Origin of the sequence: Clostridium sp. AF20-7, assembly GCF_003479275.1 — a bacterium.
Lineage (GTDB): Bacteria > Bacillota > Clostridia > Lachnospirales > Lachnospiraceae > Otoolea > Otoolea fessa.
Window position 1 is genome coordinate 245,421 of record NZ_QUGF01000002.1, and the last position, 21,567, is coordinate 266,987.

Genomic DNA, 21,567 nt, shown 5'->3' on the forward strand with positions numbered 1-21,567 from the left:
CAGAAATGGACGAAAAGAAAACAAGCTCCCCGGAAACGGCTCCGATCGCCGCAACCGCAGAGCATAATGCTAATTTTGAAGAAAATATCCGCGCGATCATCCGCAGCGGAAAACCGGCAAGCGTGATCCGGGATGACCTCGACAATTACCATGCAAACGATATTGCCGAGGTTCTGGAAACACTGGACACTGCGACCCGGAAACGCCTCTACAATATTCTCTCTCTGGAAATGACGGCAGAGATTTTCACCTATCTCGATGAACCGGCGCCTTATCTGCATGAGCTGGGACTTGACCGGGCGGCAGCCGTTCTGGCAGAGATGGATGCCGATGAGGCGGTCGATATCCTCGAAAATTTAGATCCGGAGGAAAAAGAAGCCCTGATCGCGCGCATGGATCAGGAATCTAAGGATGATATCCACCTGATCTTTTCCTACGATGAGGAACAGATCGGTAGCCGGATGACGACCAACTACATCGTCATTCCCAATAACTGTACGATCAAGCAGGCAATGCGCCATCTGATCTCCCAGGCGGAGGACAACGACAACATCGACACCATCTACGTCGAAGACGAAAATGGGCGCTATTTCGGTGCGATCGAGCTGAAGGATTTAATCACTGCCCGTGAGTACATGAAGCTGGAGGACATTATCAGTACCTCCTATCCGTATGTGTACGCGGATGAAAAATCTTCGGACTGTATGGAAGAGCTGATCGATTACAGCGAGGATTCTATCCCTGTACTCGATCGGAACCATAAGATCATCGGTGCCATCACTTACGAGGACATCGCCGAGGCGATCGACGACGAGATGGGTGATGACTACGCAAAGCTGGCAGGTCTTACTTCGGAAGAGGATCTGCACGAACCACTGTTGCAGAGTTTGAAAAAACGTCTCCCGTGGCTGGTGCTGCTACTCTTCCTCGGCATGGGGGTTTCCTCAGTAGTCGGCATTTTCGAGCCGATCGTTGACCGTATCGCACTTCTTATCTGCTTCCAGTCGATGATCCTCGACATGGCAGGCAATGTCGGCACCCAGTCGCTGGCTGTCACCATCCGTGTCCTGATGGATGAGGATATCTCCGCGATGCAGAAGCTGGGATTTGTATTCAAGGAAATGCGAATCGGATTTTTAAATGGACTGCTGCTGGGCTCGGCTTCGTTCGTCGTAATCGGCATTTTCATCCATATTATGAAGCAGAAGAGTCTTTTCTTCTCGTTTGCACTTTCCGGCTGTGTCGGCATCTCTCTTCTGACCGCAATGGTAATCTCCAGCCTGGTCGGCGTACTGGTGCCGATGCTGTTTCACAAGCTGAAGGTTGACCCGGCAGTTGCGTCTGGTCCGCTTATCACGACGGTGAATGATCTGGTAGCGGTTGTGACTTATTATGGACTGGCAGAGATTTTGCTGGTGGATGTGTTTCATTTAGTGTAGAGAACCGGTGAAAATAGGTATTTGTGATTCGGACGCAAAACAGGACTCTTCCTTTTTAGCAACTTCTCCCTGCTTCTTATAGATAGAGTTTGCATCTACCCCGCCGCGCACGCTGGAAAGCGGATAGATATTGGTACCGCGTCCGATGATGCTGCCCGGGTTTAGGATAGAGCCGCAGCCTACTTCTACGTTGTCACCGAGCATGGCGCCGATTTTTTTGCGTCCGGTTTTGATCTTGCCGTCTTCGGCGTGGATTTCCACCAGAAGTTTATCGGATTTTACGTTGGAGGTGATGGAACCGGCACCCATGTGGGATTTATAGCCTAAGATGGAGTCTCCAACGTAATTATAATGCGGTACCTGTACTTTATCGAACAGGATAACGTTTTTAAGCTCAGTGGAGTTTCCGACTACCGCACTTTCTCCGATCAGGGCGCTGCCACGGACGAATGCACAGTGGCGCACCTCGGCGTCTTTGCCGACGATGACCGGTCCGTGCAGATAGGCGCTGTCGAATACCTTCGCTGTCTTATGAACCCAGATGTTTTCACCGCGTTTCTCATATTCTGCCGGATCCAGGCTGTTTCCCAGTTCGATGATAAAATCACTAAGACCTGCCAGTGCCTCCCACGGGTATGTAAACTGTTTCAGATAATCCGAAGCCAGCGTATGGGTTAAATCATATAATTCTGTGATTTTCATTTCTTCTTTTTTCATGATCATTGCCTTTCCTAAAATTCAATTGATTCTATTATTATAAATAAGCTATTTGGTTCCAGCTTTTGTCGCTCTTGCAGCTTTCATATTTCCCGCGCTCTTCGCACTTCTCGAACTCTTCTTCTCTTTCTCTGCATTCTGGTAGAACACAGCAACCGCATCAAATGCCGGCCGCAGCCCATACGTATTTCCCATATGAACCGCATTGTAGGTGCGTCCGATAACGAAGCGCTCTAATTTCTGCATATATTCATCCGGTGTGATGCTGCCCTCTGCCACATAGGTCAGACCTTTTTCCCAGCTTGCCGTCAGCTCCGGGTTGAGAAGCTGCTTCATGGAGGTGTGTACGACCTCATAAATCAGTTCTCCCAGATAGGTCGGCGTGATGACCTGCGTTTTTTCGTTGAGCGCCATGTATTTGATGTTGAACAACTTTTTCAAGATCTCCGCGCGGGTTGCACTCGTTCCGATGCCGCTGCCCTTGATCTGGGCGCGCAGCTCTTCGTCTTCGATAAGCTGACCGGCATTTTCCATCGCCAGAATCATCGAACCGGAGGAATAACGCTTCGGCGGAGATGTCTCGCCCTCTTTGATCTGCAAATCATCCAGTGACACTTTCATCCCCTTTTTGAGCTGTTCCAGCATCTGGATAAACTCTGGGTGGGACGCGTCAATTACCTTTGGCTGGCTGCTGTCTGTTCCATCTGCTTCTCTTGCCGGATTTTCCGCATCATTTCCATCTATACCTGGTTCAAGGCGGTTCGTTCTGCCGACACTTTCCCCGGCAGTGTCCTTTTTCTTTTTCGGAATTTCCGCCACCTTGAGATATCCCGCTTCTTTCAATACCTTGAAACTGGCAAAGAAATGTTCACCTTTTACCTCAATCTCAACCGCATATTTCTGGTAAACCGCCGCCGGATAAAAGATGCTTAAGAAACGGCGCACAATCACCTGGTAAATCTTGCGGTTCAACTCCGGGAGACTTCGCAGCGCGCCGAATCCCTGTCCGGTCGGTATGATTGCGTAGTGATCGGTAATCTGCTTATCATTGACATAACGCGTTTTTGCTATGTTCTTCCACAGCCCTGCCTGCATCGCCTCCGATGCAAATGCCGCCAGCGGCTCATAATGCGTCAGACCGCCGATATTTTTGCTGATCTCCTTCGCCACCGCCGTTGAAAGCACACGCGCGTCCGTTCGCGGATAGGTAACCAGCTTTCGCTCGTACAGCTCCTGCACCACTTTCAGGGTCTGATCCGGGCTGATTTTAAACATTTTAGAACAATCATTCTGGAGCTCCGCCAGGTTATAGAGAAGAGGTGGATTTTTGGTTTCCTTTTTCTTTTCCACTTTTAAAATGGTTCCCTGCGAAGTATTATATACGCCCATTAAACCCGCGTCCGCTTTTTCTGCGTCGCTGACCTCTGACTGCATGACTCCCGAATTTTCGTTTCCATTCTCGCGTTCCCACAGCCATGCAATCAGCGCCTCCGCGTCCTTTCGCTCCTTAAAACCATTTTCCTTATACAGACACGGCGTTCCATAGTAACGGCTTCCTTCCACTGCCCGCCATTCGCCGTCAATCGAGATGCCTGCCGGTCCAAATGTACCGATCACGCGGTAAAATGGCGTTTTGACAAATTCCCGTATTTCCCGCTCCCGGCGGACTACCATGCCGAGGACACAGGTCATGACGCGTCCGACTGAGATCACGGTCCGGTCAGAACTTCGCATATAGTTAGAAACAGATGGTCCATATTTCAACGTCAGTGCGCGGGAAAAGTTAATTCCCATCAGATAATCTTCTTTTGCCCGCAGATATGCCGAATCCGCCAGATGATCGTATTCGGACAGATCCTTCGCTTCGCGGATGCCGCGCAGAATCTCTTCCTCCGTCTGTGAATCGATCCAGACGCGCTTCTGTTTCTTGCCCCGCACGCCAGCCATCTGCGCGACGAGGCGGTAGATATATTCTCCCTCCCGTCCCGAGTCGGTACAGACGTAGATTGTATCTACATCCGCCCGGTTTAAGAGACCGCTCACGATTCCAAACTGTTTCTTCACGCTGTCGATAACCTGATATTTCCATTCTTTCGGGAGAAATGGAAGTGTCTCCAGACTCCAGCGCTTATATTTCATATCATATACTTCCGGATAGCTCATAGTGACCAGATGTCCAACACACCAGGTCACAACCGCATTTTCCGATTCAATATAGCCATCCGCCGAGCGCCCATTTACCTTGAGTGCATTTGCGAACTCACGCGCCACGCTCGGTTTCTCGGCTATAAATAACGATTTTGCCACGTTGTTCTGCTCCTATCTTACTAATTTCGTAACTGTTCAGTACCTTCACAGTCACGCGCAAAAATCCATTAAAAATTGCCTACGGCAATGGGATTTTTGCCTGCTGGCCCATGTTTTCGTACGGTCAGCGCAGTAAATGCGCAGACCTGCTGAACAGTTACCTAATTTCCTCTAATTACTTTTCCGCTTCGGCGTCCACTCCGCCAGAATCGCCGCCGCAAACATCAGCGCACAGCCAATTAGCATCCGCACCGTCAGCTTCTCATGCAGCAGCCAGACAGAGAACAGGAGCCCAAACACCGATTCAAACGACAGTAGAATCGAGGATGTGCTGGCGCTCAGATATTTCTGCCCCACTGTCTGAAGCAGAAAACAGAGCATGCTGGATGCGAGTCCCAGATACAGCATCGAAACTGCTACTCCCGGCAGTGTAAATACTTCCGGATGGAACGCTCCTTCCGTGAGAAGCCCCAGCACCCACGAACACGCCGCCGCTGTTCCCATCTGCATGACCGTCAGGCGGATCGGAGTGCAGTATGCCGTGAAGCGATCCAGAAAAATCATATGAACCGCAAAGCAGATGCCGCACACCAGCGTCAGGAAATCACCAAAATTGACCGACAGATCGCCTTTCAGCGATAAAAGCGCCAATCCCACAACAGCAAATCCCGCTGCGATCAGGTTATTTGCCTTCGGGCGCACATGATTAACCGCCCATGCCAGAAACGGCACGATCACCACATATAACGTCGTAATAAACGCATTTTTACTCGCGGTCGTGTATTTCAGCCCATACGTCTGAAAATAATAACTGATAAATAGAAACAATCCCGCCAGTGCGCCGCATTTAAACTCCTGCATCGACATTCCCCGGATCTGTTTCCAGAAAAGAGCCGCCATCCCAAGCGCCGCTATCGTAAACCGGTACGCCAAAAGGTATGTAGGTGTGATCGCGTCCATCGAATTTTTCATCACAACGAACGCGCTGCCCCAGATAATTGTTACAAATAAAAGGCTGGCAGATGCCAGCACTTTTACCCCCTTGTTGTTTGTCTCACTCATGTCAATCTCTATCCTATGTCAAAATAATCACAAATCAAATACAAATTTAAACCGTCATAAATTTATAACTGGTCGTTGTATCGTATTTCTCGCCCTTTTTCACGATCGGGGATGCAAATCCCGGCATGTTGACTGCGTTCGGGTAATACTGCGTCTCAAAGCAGTATCCCTGGCGTCTCACATACTTCACGCCGCCCTTACCCGGAACCTGTCCGTCCAGGAAATTGCCCGTGTAGAACTGAACTCCCGGCAGATCGGTGTATACCTCCATCTTGCGCCCACTCTCCTCGTCGATCGCAGCCGCCGCCAGACTGAATACGCCTGACTCATGGTTGAGAATCCAGTTATGATCGTAGCCGCCGCCCAGTTTTAACTGATCGTAATCCGCTTCAATATCACGTCCGATCGGCTTGAAATCTGAGAAATCCATCGGAGTCCCTATTACCTTGCGGATCTCACCGGTCGGGATCAGCACCTTGTCTACCGCCGTGATCGCATCACTGTCAATGTAAACCATCTGCGAAAGCGCCGGACCACTCTTATGGCCTGCCAGATTGAAATACGCATGGTTTGTCATATTAAAAATGGTATCCTGATCGCAGGTCCCCTCGTAATGAATCTTTACTTCATTTTCATCTGTCAGCGTGTAGGTCACACGGATCGAGGCATTTCCCGGATATCCCTGATCGCCGTCCGGGCTTTCCAGTGTAAACGAAACCTGATTAACGCCCGTCTCATATTCTGCCGCCCAGATACGATTCCGGTAAAAATCCATGCCGCTGTGCAGGTTGTTCGGACCATCATTCGCCGTCAATTCATATTTTTTATCATTTAACGTAAACACCGCGCCGCCAATTCGGTTTGCATTTCGTCCAACAGCCTCGCCCAGATGCCCATCGCTTACCAGGCAGTCTGCTACTGTTTCATGTCCCAGCAGGACATCCGCCATCTCTCCGTTCCGATCCGGCACCAGCATCGTGGACCAGATTGCACCCAGATCTAAAAAGGATGCAGAAACGCCATTCTGATTCGTCAATGTATAACGGCTGACCTCTCTGCCATCTTCCATTGTTCCAAAGATTGTCTTCTCAACCATGCCAAATCCCCCTTAATTTTTAGAATCCGAAAAATATTTTTCGCATTTTTTATGCTTACCTATGTCAGATTAAATCTATTTACCTTTTCAAATCGAACGTCCGTGAGACTTGGCGCGTGATTCTGGTCAGCGAAACTGACATATTCCTATCAGAATCACTGTGCATCCTCGCGGAGCGTTTATCTCAGTCGGAGACAAGGCTTCCACTGAGACAAATTTGCTATTACTCACCACCTGAAGAGGTGGGAGTCTTCTCGACTGAGATAAATAGCTGATTTATTAAGTATACAATACTTTTCCTCTCATGCACACCCATTTTTTCCAAATCCCATTATAAAAATTTAAAGATTCGTTACTGTTCACACATGTGTGCCCAGTAACAGGCTTTTGCCGATGCTTCACATTCCAAATCGGCAAAAGCTGCAGCCAGAACTGTATCTTACGGAATTTTCAGTTCAGAAAATTCCCACCTGTGAACAATTACCAAGATTCCATTTCAGCTAAAAAAGAAGGTTCCTTGACACATCACGCGGAGCATTTTTTGTGTCTTAGGACGAAGTTTCCTATGACACAAACAAAAACTGCCGTTTCGGACAGAGTCAGCCATCGTTTTTTAAACAGCCTCTCCGCCACTGGGCGGCAGTTCTTACTTTTATCAGTTTTAATTTTCTATTTCACGGATTCTCTAAACAGATTTCTTTATTTCGCCTGGATATATCCCTGTGCGGTCAGAAGCTCTGCACACAGTACCGCACCGCCGGCTGCGCCGCGCAGTGTGTTGTGGGAGAGACCTACAAACTTCCAATCGTAAACTTTGTCTTCTCTCAGACGGCCAACAGATACGCCCATGCCCTTCTCATAGTTGACATCCAGCTGTACCTGCGGACGATTATCCTCTTCCAGATACTGAATGAACTGCTTCGGTGCGCTCGGAAGCTCCAGTTCCTGCGGAAGTCCTTTGAAATTAACCAGCTTCTCGATCAGCTGCTCTTTGGTTGGTTTCTTTCTGAACTTTACAAATACGGCTGCTGTATGTCCGTCCAGAACCGGTACACGGATGCACTGGCAGGTAATTACCGGCTCGGATGCCTTCACGATCTCGCCGTCCTTGATCTCTCCCCAGAGACGAAGCGGCTCCTGCTCGCTCTTCTCCTCCTCACCTCCGATGTACGGGATGATGTTGCCTTCCATCTCCGGCCAGTCTTTGAACGTCTTGCCCGCTCCGGAGATTGCCTGATACGTCGTAGCTACTACCTCATATGGCTCAAATTCCTTCCATGCAGTCAGAACCGGTGCATAGCTCTGGATGGAGCAGTTCGGTTTTACCGCTACGAAGCCTCTCTTGGTTCCCAGACGTTTTTTCTGGAACTCAATCACCTTAAAGTGCTCCGGATTGATCTCCGGCACTACCATCGGAACATCCGGTGTCCAGCGGTGTGCGCTGTTGTTGGAAACAACCGGTGTTTCTGTCTTTGCATACGCATCTTCAATCGCACGGATCTCTTCTTTTGTCATATCTACGGCGCTGAACACGAAATCAACTTCGGATGCTACCTTCTCGATCTCGTTTACGTTCATAACGGCCATCTTCTTCACACACTCCGGCATCGGGGTCTGCATTTTCCAGCGTCCGCCGACTGCCTCCTCATATGTTTTTCCTGCAGAACGCGGGCTTGCTGCCAGCGCAGTAATCTCATACCACGGATGATTTGCCAGAAGCGTGATGAAACGCTGACCTACCATACCAGTTGCTCCCAGAATGCCTACACGTAATTTCTTTTCCATGTTCATCGTTTTTCTCCTCTTCTGACAGCGGCTTTTTCAGCTTCTCATGGCAGGATGGAGTTTGGATAGGAAGCTCCTGCTCTGCAACACGTTTTCACTCTGCCGCTGTAATTCTTGTCTATCCTATAACAAAACAAACAAAAAATCAACATTTTTCCGCAAGAAAAATACATTTGTACGTCACTCGCGGACATTTGATAAATTTATAACGTCTGTCACGGATTTAACGATGTTTTAACTCAAAATAGGTTCTTCTAAGCTAAGTATTCCGCTGCAGCCTTCTCAATCCCATCCGGGTACTGCGTCCGGTAGCTCTCAAAATCAAGCCCCCTTGCCGCAATCTCTTTTCCAAGTTTGACTAAGAACGACGGAATCTCGCTCTCAAACATCGTGCCAAACTCACGTCCCATCGTCTCTTTTCCCTGTACCTCATTTCCGCCCAGATAAAATACAAATGCCGGCTGTGCCTTGCCATCTGCCATCCGCACGCCTCCGCGGAATCCCATCGGTCCAGTCTGGTGGGTACCGCAGGAAGACGGACATCCGGAAATATGAATCTGCGGAAGTGCGCCGTCCGGGATCTGTGCCTCCCCGACCGCCTTTACACACGCCTGTAACAGAGCCTGCGAATCGCGTGCACCAACCTGACAGATCGACGCACCGATACAGCTTACCGATGTCTCAAACTTTGTCTGAGCCGTCTCCTTCGTCGCCTCCAGAATCTTCTCTGCTTCTGCTCCGGTCAAATTGATGATATAAGCAGTTTCATCCGGTGCCAAGCGAAGCTCTGTGCCGTCAATCGACTGCATCAGTTCTCCCAGGGATGCCAGCGTCTCCGGGCGCGGCTGTCCGCCAATCGGATGCCAGATAACCGTATAAAGTCCCGGCTGTTTCTGCTCCAGCACACGTTCTCCCGACGCGCTGCTTCCATCGCCTGTTTTGCCCTGCTTTTCTTTCATTCCTGCCGCTGCCATCACTTCCTCACGTGAAAGATCCAGCTGTTCCCCGGATGCCAGTACCTCCTGAAGCTTTTCCTGATACGCCTTCCGGTAATTTTCCGCTCCGCCGAGTGCTTCCTGCATATACCGGGTACGCGCTTTTCCGCGGTTTTCGTAATTGCCATATGCCCGGAATGTCAGCCACATCGCCTTAATGTAATAAAGAATCTTCTCCGGCGCAACGCCCTCGGCAACTTTAACGCCAAACTGCGGATTATTTCCCAGACCGCCTGCACTGTATACCTCAAACGTTCCGTCCGGGCAAGCCACAAATCCCAGATCTCGGTAGGTCGCGTGCGTCACATTCGCCGGTGAATTAGAGAAACAAACCTTGAGCTTGCGCGGCATCTTTTCCGCATTGATGAAGGTCATCAGGTATTCGCCCGCCGCCTTCGCCCACGGCATAACGTCGAAATATTCGCCCTCTTCCACACCGGAAAGCGGAGAACACATCACATTTCGCGGGAAATCTCCGCCGCCGCCCATCGTCACTATCCCGGCATCGAGTGCCTGCTCCATCAATTCACAGACTGATTTCTCATCCAGATTGTGAAACTGCACGCTCTCACAAGTCGTAAAATGTACCATATTTACCTGATATGCGCGGATTGCCTTTGCGATAAATGCAAGCTTCTCCTTCGACACACATCCTGCCGTCATACGCAGACGCAGCATGCTCGCCGCGCCGCCTTTCTGTGCATAACTGCCGTAACGTCCTGAAAAGCCCTTATATGAGCCCTTATCCATCTTTCCTGCATAAAAATCCCTCGTTTTTTCACAAAACTCCGGAAGATCTGTTTTCCACTCCTTTGGAGCAATTCCTATCATTTTTCTCTCCTGTTTTCTCTTCAAATTGTAACTGTTCAGCACCTTCACAGTCACGCGCAAAAATCCATTAAAAATTGCCTACGGCAATGGGATTTTTGCCTGCTGGTCCTTGTTTTCGTACGGTCAGCGCAATAAATGCGCAGACCTACTGAACAGTTACTTCAAATTCTACTTTTACCAGCTTATCTTACACCAGATCCAGCGCCACTTCCATCATATTGGTAAACGTCTTCTCCCGTTCTTCTGCCGTCGTCGCCTCTCCGGTCACTGCCGAATCCGATACGGTCAGGATACAGATCGCATTTGCGCCCGCATAGGCAGCGTTGCTGTAAAGTGCCGCCGACTCCATCTCCACCGCCAGCACGCCCATCTGCGCCCAGCTAGTTCCGTCCGGCTCAAGCGGCGGGTTGTAGAACATATCGGAACACAAAATATTACCGACATGATATTTTAAATTTCTCTTTTTCGCGGACTCAACTGCCTTTTCCAGCAGCTCATAGCTGCACACGCAGGAATAATCCCCCGGCAGGCGGAACTGTTTTACATAGTTGGATGTCGTACAGGAGCCCATCGCGAAAATAAGCTCGCGCACCTTTACCTCCGGACGCAGCGCACCGGCAGTTCCGATCCGGATCAGATTCCTGCATCCATAAAAATGAATCAGCTCATAGGAATAAATTCCCATCGACGGACAGCCCATGCCGGTTCCCATGACAGACACGCGTTTGCCCTGATAATAGCCGGTATAACCGTACATATTTCTCGTTGTATTGAACTGTTTTGCATCCGTCAGAAAATGTTCTGCGATATACTTTGCCCGCAGCGGATCGCCCGGAAGCAAAATCGCCTCCGCAATCTCGCCCTGCTTTGCCCCGATATGAGGGGTCGGTGTGTTCTGAAGTTCAGCCATATGAAATACCTCCTTTTTTCGTAAATGTACTCTCGGAATCTTTCTGTTTGATTCTAGCTTCTCGCCCGGCTTCCCTTGCCATCGCGGTGCCCTATTTTCAAACGGCTCAAATGAACCGTTTTTTCTTTATACATAACGATCGGATCATCCTCAGTGCCGTCCAGCAGATGGATTGTCTCCAGCGACTCGGTACGCCCCAGCTTGATGCCGCGCACACCTTTCGCATTCTTCTTCATCTCCGATATCTCCTCGATCGGGAATCGCAGGAAGATACCGCTGGTCGTCTGGATGACCGCCTCTTTCATGCCGTCCGCCGGCTGTACCGAGAGAAGCATATCATTCTCCTGCAGCTTGGTCGCCGCCACTGTTCGGTTATTTGTCTCAAATTCCCCGCCGGGCACGATCTTAATCATCGCATCCTTCGTTGCAAATAATAGCTTCTGTCCCTTTAACTGCGCCGCATTCACCACACAGACCGGACGTTCTTTGGTGGCATCAAATTTACTCAGGTTATCGATCGGCACCCCCTTATCGCGCAGCTTTCCAAAGGGAATCTCAGTCACCTTCACCTGATGGAATGCACCCAGATCTGTAAACAATCCTATCTTATCCGTCGTATGGCACGGCAGTACATACACATTCTCCGTGTCCACTGTCTCCCGGTTCCGCTCGTAGATCGACGGTTCCAGAATCTTGCAATAACCAAACTTGTCCAGCACGAACACGCCCGGTCTGGCGCTCTCCGCCGCCTCGTCATACACTGCCTCGCGTCCATCCTCGATTTTCGTCCGGCGTTCCACTGCAAACTCTTCCTTGATTGACTGCAGATCTTCTTTAATCACCTCGTCCATCGCCTCACGGCTGCCGAGAATCTTCTGGTATTCTTTGATCTTGCGAAGTGTCTCTTTGTACTCCTTCTGCAATGCCAAGATCTCCAGGCCGATCAGTTTATAGAGACGCATTTCCAGAATCGCAGATGCCTGTTTCTCCGTAAAATGAAGCTTCTTGGCATCTTCCTCAAATCCCGGTGTGCGGAACTGGATTTTGGAAATATCGCCCTCCATCAGGCAGGCTTTCGCATCTTTCAGATTCTTCGAACCACGCAGGATCGCGATAATCAGATCGATGCAGTCGCAGGCTGTGATCAGACCTTCCTTGATCTCCTTCTTCTCCTGCTCCTTTTCCAGAAGCACCTGATACTTGCGGGTATTATTTTCATACTGGAAATCCAGATAATTCTTTAAGATTCCCTTTAAATTCAGCGTCTCCGGACGTCCATTCGCGATCGCCAGCATATTGACACCGAACGTATCCTCCAGTTTTGTCTTTTTATACAAAATATTCTGGATTTTCTCAATATCCGCGTCTTTCTTGAGTTCCAGAACAATCCGGATTCCTTCTTTATTCGATTGGTTGGAAATATCCACCACATCGGCAAGTTTCTTGGACTCAACCAGATCTGCGATATCCGACAGACATTTATTGATGCCAGCGCCGATCATCGTGTACGGAATCTCCGTGATCACCAGCTTGTCCCGGTCAGAACGGCGTTTTCCAAGCTCCACCTCCATCCGGGCACGCAGTTTGATGCGCCCCGTTCCTGTCTCATAGATCGCCGGAAGTTCACTCTTATTCGCAATGATGCCGCCGGTCGGGAAATCCGGTCCCTTTAAGACGCTCAGAAGCGCTTCCGTCTCCATCTCCGGCTGATCGATATACGCCATCACCGTATCGATGACCTCGCCCAGATTGTGCGGCGGAATGCTGGTGCTCATGCCGACCGCAATTCCTTCGGCACCGTTGATCAGCAGATTCGGCACGCGGACCGGCAGAACCTCCGGCTCTTTCTCCGTCTCATCGTAGTTCGGCACAAACCGGACGGTCTTGTCCAGATCCTTTAAATACACTTCCTCCGCAAACTTCTGGAGACGCGCCTCCGTGTAACGCATCGCCGCCGCCCCGTCGCCCTCGATGGAACCAAAGTTTCCATGTCCGTCTACCAGCGGCATTCCCTTCTTAAAGCTCTGGGAAAGCACGACCAGCGTCTCATAGATCGAACTGTCGCCGTGCGGGTGGTATTTACCCATCGTATCACCGACGATACGCGCCGATTTCCGGTGCGGCTTGTCGTGCCCCAGATGCAGCTCCCCCATATCGTAAAGGACGCGGCGCTGTACCGGTTTCAAACCATCCCTCGCATCCGGGATGGCGCGGGCCGTGATGACACTCATCGAGTAGTTCATATAGCTGCGCTGCATTTCCTCTGAATATTCTGTCGTAATGATCGTTTCAGCCATTCTATTTTCTATCTCCTAAATTCCTGTCATATACTTTCATAATCGTAACTGTTCAGTGCCTTCACAGTTACTCATAATCTTTCTATTAAGCATCTATCTCCGCCTCATCCGCGTGATCGTAGATAAACTGCCGTCTCGGCGGCACGTCGCTTCCCATCAGCATCTCCGTGATCTCCGACGCCATCCGGGCATCCTCGATCTCCACACGCTTGAGCACACGGTTCTCCGGGTTTAACGTCGTCTCCCAGAGCTGTTCCGCATCCATCTCGCCCAGACCTTTGTAGCGCTGCAGGGTAAATTCCCCTGTGTGGGTTCTGCGGTAGCGCTCCAATGCTTTCTCATCGTATAGATACTCTTCTTTTCCCTTTTTCGGAATCACCTTAAATAACGGCGGCATCGCAATATATACGTGCCCGTTCTGAATCAATTCCGGCATAAAACGGTATAAGAAAGTCAGAAGCAGTGTATCAATATGGCTTCCGTCCACATCGGCATCCGTCATCAGGACGATCTTGTGGTAACGCAGCTTCGCAATATCGAAATCATTGCCATATCCTTCCGAAAAGCCGCAGCCGAACGCATTGATCATCGTCTTGATCTCGGCATTCGCCAACACCTTGTCCATCGAAGCTTTCTCCACATTTAAAATCTTGCCCCGGATCGGCAGGATCGCCTGATAGCGGCGGTTTCGTCCCATCTTAGCTGAACCGCCCGCGGAATCTCCCTCGACAATGAAAATCTCACATTTCTCTGCCTCGCGGCTCTCACAGTTTGCCAGCTTTCCGTTGCTGTCAAAGGAAAAACGGGATTTCGTCAGCATATTGGTCTTGGCGCGTTCCTCTGCCTTCCGGATCTTTGCAGATTTCTCCGCACAGGCGATGATCGCCTTCAATACCTCTAAATTCCGGTCAAAATAAAGCTGCAGCTCGTCCCCTGTCACGCTGAACACCGCTTTTGTCGCATCGGCACTCGCCAGCTTTGTCTTCGTCTGCCCCTCAAAGATCGGATCCGGATGCTTGACCGCCACAACCGCCGTCATGCCGTTTCTCGTATCCGGTCCTGTAAATTTTGTATCTTTTTCCTTCAGGATTCCCAGCTCTTTCGCATAGCTGTTGATCATCTGGGTAAAACGCGTCTTAAAGCCCGCCAGATGCGTGCCGCCCTCCTGTGTGAAAATATTGTTGCAGAAGCCGAGTACATTTTCCTCAAATGCATCGACAAACTGGAATGCCACTTCAACCTCGATCTGGTCGCTGACGCCCTTGAAATAAATCGGATCATGAATCGGCGTCTTCGTGCTGTTCAGCTCACGCACATACGCCACGATGCCGTCCGGCTCCGAATAAGTCACCTTTTCAGCCTCGCCCGCCCGCTTATTCTCATAAAGAATCGTCAGCTTTGGGTTCAGATATGCCGTCTCATGCAGGCGGCTCTTGAGCCAGTCCGCCTTGAACCGCGTTTTTTCAAAAATCTCCGGATCCGGCAGAAAATTGATCTCCGTTCCGGTCTCTCTTGTCTTTCCAACCACCGGCAGAAGACCATCGATCAGCTCAACCGTCGGGATGCCGCGCTCATACGCATCATGATGGATCTGTCCATTCTTATATATATTGACCTCCAGATGCGCTGAGAGGGCATTGACAACCGACGAACCGACGCCGTGCAGGCCACCGCTCGTCTTGTACGCATTGTTGTCAAACTTGCCGCCCGCGTGCAAGGTCGAGAGTACGATTCGCTCCGCCGCCACACCCTTTTTATGCATCTCCACCGGAATACCGCGTCCATTGTCCCGGACGGTGCAGGAGCCGTCCGCCTCCAGCGTCACGCGGATCTGGGAACAGGCGCCCGCCAGGTGCTCATCGACCGAGTTGTCCACGATCTCATAGATCAGGTGATTCAGTCCCTTCGTTCCCACACTTCCTATATACATACCAGGACGCTTACGGACAGCCTCCAGCCCCTCCAGGACCGTTATGCTGTCCGCATCATACTGTGTTTTACCCATAGATTCATTCCTCCTGTGCCCGACCTGGGAATAATATTGGCTGCCATTTACACGTGTGATGCAAACGGCAGCTTTTATTTCACAGGTCAAGCTGATTTCTTCTACTTATAAAAATAATAATACGTATTTATTTTATGACTTTGAAAAAAGTAGTAAACCGTTCTCATTTACTATAAAATATTAGTAACTGTTCAGTACCTTCACAGTCACGCGCAAAAAAACATTAAAAATTGCCTGCGGCAATGGGATTTTTGCCTGCTGGTCCATGTTTTCGTACGGTCAGCGCAGTAAATGCGCGGACCTACTGAACAGCTACAAATATTATTACATAAATTCAAAAATTTTGCAATGCATTTTTTAGAACAAATGTTCGTTTTGTTGCTGCTCACGGGTAGGCACTTTTGGAACCGAAAGTGCCGTAAGAAAACGTGGTGGCAGCTTTCTTTTATCCCAGCGCCACATCCAGAATCATCATCAACACAAATCCAACCGCAAATCCGATCGTTCCCATATCGGAATGACTGCCCTGCGCCGACTCTGGAATCAGTTCCTCCACAACCACGTAAATCATCGCCCCTGCTGCAAGCGCCAGGAGAACCGGCAGAACCGGTTCCAGATAGCGGTACGCGGCGATCGTCGCAAGCGCCCCGATCGGCTCGACGATACCGGAGAGTGTTCCCATTGCAAATGCCTTTTTCCGGCTCATCCCTGACTCACTCCGAAGCGGCAGGGAAATGATCGCTCCCTCCGGGAAGTTCTGAATCGCGATTCCAAGCGAAAGCGCCAGCGCCGCTGCAAGCGTGATACCGCTCTTTTCTGCTAAGAATCCGGCAAATACCACTCCGACCGCCATGCCCTCCGGGATATTGTGAAGTGTGACCGCCAGAACCAGCATCGTCGTCTTCTTGAGCCCGCACACATGCCCCTCCGGCTCATCACTTCCCAGATGCAGATGCGGGATCACACGATCCAGCAAAAGCAGCATCAGAATACCCACCATAAAACCAATGGATGCCGGCAGAAATGCCAGATGCCCCATCGCTTCGCACATATTCATCGACGGAATTAAAAGTGACCAGACCGATGCCGCCACCATCACCCCCGATGCGAATCCCAGAAGCGTTTTCTGGATGATCGGCTTTAACTCATTTTTCAAAAAAAAGACACAGGCTGCTCCCGCCGTCGTACCGACAAACGGAATCAAAACCCCAAGAAGCGTATTTTGATCCATATTCATTCCTTTCTTTTTAAATATCTGAACGGTTCTTTTCCCGGAACCTCGTTTTTTTTCTTCTATTTCTCTTTGATGTACCGGGTCGTTCAAAGAAGTCATCTCAAGTTCCTCTGATTGAATATTCCTATTGTAGCATATGCGCCTTTCTTTTGCACGGTTCCTTTTTATCATTAAGCGGTTTCATCCGCCAATCCCGGCTCAAATCCGATTCAAACAACCCTCTGTTTATACATCGGCATTCTTTCATATGTTTCTCGTTTGCAAACGTCTTTACGCAAACAAAAAAAGAGAACCAGAAATCAGGATGTCCCTAATTTCCAGTTCTCTTTTCATTCTTTGAATACAATGATTTATCACTTTTTAATTTATTTCTGCTCAGAATTCTGTTTAATAAACTCATGAACATCGTTTACGCTTAAATTGCTCTCTTCGATCGCATCCAGTAATTCGCTTAATTCAGCTTTACGAATCTCAGCCGCTAATTCCTTTTTCTCTGCTTTCAGAGCTTTAACGGTTTCTTCTAATTTAGCCAGCTTCTCTTCTACCGCTGCCAGCTTCTCTTTGTTTACTTCTAATGCAGAACGTTTCGGTCCTCTCGGCATAATACATACCCCTTTCGTTTTCTTTGAGAATAGCACAAATCTCTTATTTGTGCAATATCGATTCGTTTAAAAACTAAGTTTTTCATCAATCAGAGTAATCTCCATTTCAATAAAACGCATTTTTTGATAATATACTTCCTTTTTGAATCTCTTTTGAATGACTTTCTCTCTGGACAAATTTCTTTTTCCTTATTATAATATCAGATTGTATCCAAACGCAAGAAAAAAGGAGTTTGTATGAGTGCTTCCAATACACAGAACGATTTTTCCAAAGGAAGTATCGTTAAAAATATCATGAATCTCGCGATCCCGATGACGTTGGCGCAGCTTATCAATGTCCTGTACAACATCGTTGACCGCATCTACATCGGACGCATACCCGATCATGCCACCCTATCTTTGACCGGCATCGGGCTTTCGCTGCCGATCATTACGCTCGTCATCGCATTTGCCAACCTGTTTGGCATGGGCGGCGCGCCGCTCTGCTCAATTGAGCGCGGACGCGGGGATATCAAAGAAGCCGAGGCGATCATGGGAAATTCCTTCTCCATGATGGTTATTTCCGGTGTGTTTCTGACCATACTCTGCCTGATATTCCGCAAACCAATGCTGTATCTGTTCGGAGCCAGCAACGCTACTTATCCATATGCGGACGCCTACATTACAATCTATCTGCTCGGCAGCCTGTTCGTGATGGTCGGACTCGGCATGAACTCGTTCATCAATTCACAGGGATTCGGGCGCATCGGCATGATGACCGTCCTTTTGGGCGCTGCCGCCAATATCCTGCTCGACCCGATTTTTATCTTTATGCTTCACATGGGAATCCGCGGCGCGGCGCTCGCCACCATCCTGTCGCAGCTTCTCTCTGCCATCTGGATTCTGCGGTTTTTAACAAGTGACAAAACAATTCTGAAACTGAGACGTTCTTCGATGCGCCTTTCCGCACGGAGGGTCCGAAAAATCGTCGGACTCGGTCTGTCCGGTTTCACGATGGCGATCACCAACTGCACCGTCCAGATCATGTGCAACGCAACCTTACAGGTATACGGCGGCGATCTCTACGTCGGTGTTATGACCGTTATCAACTCCATCCGTGAAATTGCAACTCTTCCGGTAACCGGCGTTACCCACAGCGCTCAGCCGGTGCTCGGTTTCAATTATGGGGCGAAAGAATACGGTCGCGTTAAAAAGGCAATCGTCTTTACCTCTTTTATTGCAATTTTATATACGACCGGTATCTGGCTGATTGTCGATGGTTTCCCAGCATTCTTTATCCGCATTTTTAATCAGGATGCAGAACTCATTGCGGCAGGTATTCCGGCGATCCGCTTATACTTTTTCGGATTCTTTATGATGTCGCTCCAATTCTCCGGACAATCGATTTTCGTCGGTCTGGGTGAATCCAAAAAAGCGATCTTTTTCTCTATTTTCCGAAAAGTAATCATCGTCGTTCCGCTGACAATCCTGCTGCCAGGTATGTTTGGAATGGGCACCAACGGCGTATTTGCCGCCGAACCAATTTCCAACTTTATCGGCGGAATTGCCTGCTTTGGAACGATGCTTTTTACCATCTGGCGGAAATTGACGAAACTGCAGAAACAGGAAGCAGTTTAAAATATATCGCACAAGCCTGTAAATAAAAAGCAGCTGTAAAACAGATATTTCTTTGAATTTCTTTATCTGTTTTATAGCTGCCTTTTTATTTATACTTTTTTGCGGCGGTTCTGCGTTCTTATTATATTATCACGACTTCTTTTTATCTATTTCCTTTTTCATCGAATATCCGCTTAATTATTCCGTTGTCTCATACGCATACAGAATCGTCCGAGCATTGTCAAATTCATAGCTGCACGTTACAAAAGAATAGAGACGTACAATTGTCCCCTCGATCGGGGCTTTTGCACTCGCGCCCAATATCATCTGTGCAGATCCTCCTCCGGTGTGCTGATCGGTGCAATGTTATAATTTTCCACCAGATACTGCAGCACATTCGGAGAGATAAATGCCGGAAGGGACGGTCCGAGGAGAATATTTTTGATCCCCAGATGAAGCAGTGTCAGCAGGATACACACTGCTTTCTGCTCATACCAGGAGAGCACCATGGAAAGCGGCAGATCGTTGACACCGCAGTCAAATGCTTCTGCCAATGCCACCGCAACCTTGATGGCGCTGTAAGCGTCGTTGCACTGTCCCATATCCATTATTCTCGGAAGACCGCCAATCGTACCCAGATCCAGATCATTGAACCGGTATTTGCCGCAGGCAAGGGTCAGAACAATGCTGTCTGCCGATGTCTGCTTTACAAATTCGGTATAATAATTGCGTCCCGGCTTAGCACCGTCACATCCGCCGACCAGGAAGAAATGTTTGATAGCTCCCGATTTAACGGCATTGATGACCGTATCCGCCACTGAAAGAACCGCATGGTGGGAAAATCCAGTCATGACTGTTTTGCCGCCGTTTATGCCTGTAAAATGCATATCCTCAGGATAACCACCCAATGAAAGTGCCTTTTCAATAACCGGCGTAAAATCTCTCTCTTTGCCGATGTGTACCATTTCCGGATAGGATACGACTTCCGTCGTAAACACCCGGTCGGCATAGCTCTTTTTCGGAGGCATCAGGCAGTTCGTCGTAAAGAGAACCGGAGCCGGAATATCTGCAAATTCCTTCTGCTGGTTCTGCCATGCCGTGCCGAAATTGCCCTTCAGGTGAAGATACTTTTTCAGTTCCGGATAAGCGTGCGCCGGAAGCATTTCACCGTGAGTGTAGATGTTGATGCCCTTATCTTTCGTCTGCTCAAGGAGCTGTTTTAAATCGTATAAATCATGGCCGCTGATAACGATAAACGGGCCTTTCTCCACGGTCAGAGGCACCTGCGTCGGAACAGGATTTCCATAAGTCTCGGTGTTGGCTCGATCCAGAAGCGCCATGCACTTGAGGTTGATTTCACCCACTTCCAGGACAATCGGAAGCAGCTCGTCCATGCCCCAGTCATCCATGCCGATCGCAAAGAGCGCCTTAAAAAAGAAGCGATTGATCGTGTCATCGGTATATCCCAGAACGGCCGCGTGGTAAGCATACGCCGCAACGCCGCGGATTCCGAACAAAATCAGCGATTTCAGAGAACGGACATCCTCGTCTGCCTCCCAGAGATTATTCATATCATAATTGTTATTTTTGCCGCAGGAGACCGTGCACACGAAACAATCAGGCACCAGGCGTTCTCTCTCTTTTTCAACCCGCCGGATCAATTCAGTGATGGTGTCATTGTTAAAATTCACATTTGTTACCGTGGTAAACAATCCTTCCAATACAAGTCTGCTGGTATCCCCGGTAATCAGGTATTCATTGCCTTCCGTCGCTCTTGCAAGGCCAATCAGCGCACCCGTCAGCTTATCCTGCAGCCTGGCGGTGTCCGCTCTCTTGCCGCACACACCGGCACTGCCGGTACAGGCCGTACAGCCTGCCGTCTGCTCACACTGGTAACAAAACATTTTCCGCTCCATACTTTATAACTCCTTTTCGTTGTTCTGCAATCAACAGCCATTATTTCTAACCTGCGGCACCCTCACGTTCAAGAACACATTCGCGCACTTCCAGGCTGCCGGCTTTTTGTCTTTCTTAGCTTTACAAGCGTATTATAAAAAAACACCGGCAGAAATTCAGTTGTTTTTACAACGAAACAGAAATTTAAGTTCAAAAGAATATTTAGCCGTAAAAATACCGACCTCCAATCGTTAGATTTTTAGGTCTAACATTTGGAAGTCGGTACATAGATGGAATCTTTTCTTTTATTTCTGTCTCGCCTTAAACGCCCGGTCAATCTCCCGCTTCGCGTCCTTTTTCGCCAGATCGTCTCTCTTATCATACAGCTTCTTACCGCGTGCCAGACCAATCTCTACTTTTACGAGACTTCCCTTAAAATACACCTGCAGCGGCACCAGCGTATATCCTTTTTCTTTGATCTTTGACATCAGGCGGCGGATCTCCAGTTTGTGGAGAAGGAGTTTCCGCACACGCAGCGGATCTTTGTTAAAGATATTTCCCTTCTCATATGGGCTGATATGCATGCCGAATACATACACCTGACCGTCACTCTCAATCTTGATAAATGCTTCCTTGATGCTGCATTTCCCCATGCGGATCGATTTAACCTCGGTACCGAATAACTCGATCCCGGCTTCGAATTTATCATCGATAAAATAATCATGGTAGGCTTTCTTATTGTTCGCCACCATCTTAATTCCTGCTCCCATTTTAATTCCTCTTTCCCTCTCTACT

At 49.1% G+C, this 21,567-nt stretch carries 16 protein-coding genes; 2 read left to right on the plus strand and 14 right to left on the minus strand.

Annotated elements, in window-relative coordinates; all coding sequences use genetic code 11:
• The first annotated feature begins 5 nt into the window (after window positions 1–5).
• The gene (mgtE, locus tag DWX68_RS02820; protein ID WP_117795814.1) at window positions 6–1,439 is read left to right on the plus strand and encodes a magnesium transporter; all 1,434 of its coding nucleotides are present in this window, start codon (window positions 6–8) and stop codon (window positions 1,437–1,439) included.
• Here mgtE and DWX68_RS02825 read toward each other — a convergent pair.
• The 11 genes from DWX68_RS02825 to DWX68_RS02875 form a co-directional block, all read right to left on the minus strand.
• A complete protein-coding gene (locus tag DWX68_RS02825) occupies window positions 1,431–2,156 on the minus strand; it encodes a UDP-N-acetylglucosamine pyrophosphorylase (RefSeq protein WP_118628605.1) in 726 nt (241 codons plus the stop codon). The genes mgtE and DWX68_RS02825 overlap by 9 nt on opposite strands.
• Before the next feature lie 48 nt (window positions 2,157–2,204).
• Window positions 2,205–4,463, minus strand: a complete 2,259-nt coding sequence (locus tag DWX68_RS02830; RefSeq protein ID WP_118628554.1) for a DNA topoisomerase — start codon at window positions 4,461–4,463, stop codon at window positions 2,205–2,207.
• Window positions 4,464–4,634: 171 nt separating this feature from the next.
• On the minus strand, window positions 4,635–5,525 hold the full coding sequence (locus tag DWX68_RS02835; RefSeq protein WP_118628555.1) for a DMT family transporter: 891 nt from the start codon (window positions 5,523–5,525) through the stop codon (window positions 4,635–4,637).
• A gap of 46 nt (window positions 5,526–5,571) precedes the next feature.
• Window positions 5,572–6,621: an aldose epimerase family protein gene (locus tag DWX68_RS02840; RefSeq protein WP_118628556.1), complete on the minus strand. Its 1,050-nt coding sequence runs from the start codon at window positions 6,619–6,621 to the stop codon at window positions 5,572–5,574.
• Between the two features lie 699 nt (window positions 6,622–7,320).
• Window positions 7,321–8,406, minus strand: a complete 1,086-nt coding sequence (gene asd / locus DWX68_RS02845) for an aspartate-semialdehyde dehydrogenase (protein WP_118468829.1) — start codon at window positions 8,404–8,406, stop codon at window positions 7,321–7,323.
• Between the two features lie 254 nt (window positions 8,407–8,660).
• A complete protein-coding gene (locus DWX68_RS02850) occupies window positions 8,661–10,232 on the minus strand; it encodes a nitrite/sulfite reductase (RefSeq protein WP_118628557.1) in 1,572 nt (523 codons plus the stop codon).
• A gap of 187 nt (window positions 10,233–10,419) precedes the next feature.
• The gene (deoD, locus tag DWX68_RS02855; protein WP_118628558.1) at window positions 10,420–11,142 is read right to left on the minus strand and encodes a purine-nucleoside phosphorylase; all 723 of its coding nucleotides are present in this window, start codon (window positions 11,140–11,142) and stop codon (window positions 10,420–10,422) included.
• Window positions 11,143–11,195: 53 nt separating this feature from the next.
• A complete protein-coding gene (locus DWX68_RS02860) occupies window positions 11,196–13,439 on the minus strand; it encodes a DNA topoisomerase (ATP-hydrolyzing) (protein WP_118628559.1) in 2,244 nt (747 codons plus the stop codon).
• Window positions 13,440–13,524: 85 nt separating this feature from the next.
• On the minus strand, window positions 13,525–15,444 hold the full coding sequence (locus tag DWX68_RS02865) for a DNA gyrase subunit B (RefSeq protein ID WP_118628560.1): 1,920 nt from the start codon (window positions 15,442–15,444) through the stop codon (window positions 13,525–13,527).
• 445 nt (window positions 15,445–15,889) lie between these two features.
• Complete coding sequence (locus DWX68_RS02870; protein ID WP_117795818.1) at window positions 15,890–16,675, minus strand: ZIP family metal transporter; 786 nt, start codon at window positions 16,673–16,675, stop codon at window positions 15,890–15,892.
• 368 nt (window positions 16,676–17,043) lie between these two features.
• On the minus strand, window positions 17,044–17,280 hold the full coding sequence (locus tag DWX68_RS02875) for a hypothetical protein (RefSeq protein ID WP_022360338.1): 237 nt from the start codon (window positions 17,278–17,280) through the stop codon (window positions 17,044–17,046).
• Between the two features lie 237 nt (window positions 17,281–17,517).
• Between DWX68_RS02875 and DWX68_RS02880 the strand changes: the two genes are divergently transcribed.
• Complete coding sequence (locus DWX68_RS02880; RefSeq protein ID WP_118628561.1) at window positions 17,518–18,897, plus strand: MATE family efflux transporter; 1,380 nt, start codon at window positions 17,518–17,520, stop codon at window positions 18,895–18,897.
• A gap of 177 nt (window positions 18,898–19,074) precedes the next feature.
• On the opposite strand, the gene DWX68_RS15010 is transcribed toward DWX68_RS02880, so the two are convergent.
• The 3 genes from DWX68_RS15010 to smpB form a co-directional block, all read right to left on the minus strand.
• The gene (locus DWX68_RS15010) at window positions 19,075–19,203 is read right to left on the minus strand and encodes a hypothetical protein (RefSeq protein WP_265104141.1); all 129 of its coding nucleotides are present in this window, start codon (window positions 19,201–19,203) and stop codon (window positions 19,075–19,077) included.
• Window positions 19,200–20,792: a hydroxylamine reductase gene (gene hcp / locus DWX68_RS02890; RefSeq protein ID WP_182432119.1), complete on the minus strand. Its 1,593-nt coding sequence runs from the start codon at window positions 20,790–20,792 to the stop codon at window positions 19,200–19,202. Before hcp ends, DWX68_RS15010 begins: the two co-directional genes overlap by 4 nt.
• A gap of 285 nt (window positions 20,793–21,077) precedes the next feature.
• Window positions 21,078–21,542: an SsrA-binding protein SmpB gene (smpB, locus tag DWX68_RS02895; RefSeq protein ID WP_022358767.1), complete on the minus strand. Its 465-nt coding sequence runs from the start codon at window positions 21,540–21,542 to the stop codon at window positions 21,078–21,080.
• Window positions 21,543–21,567 lie beyond the last annotated feature (25 nt).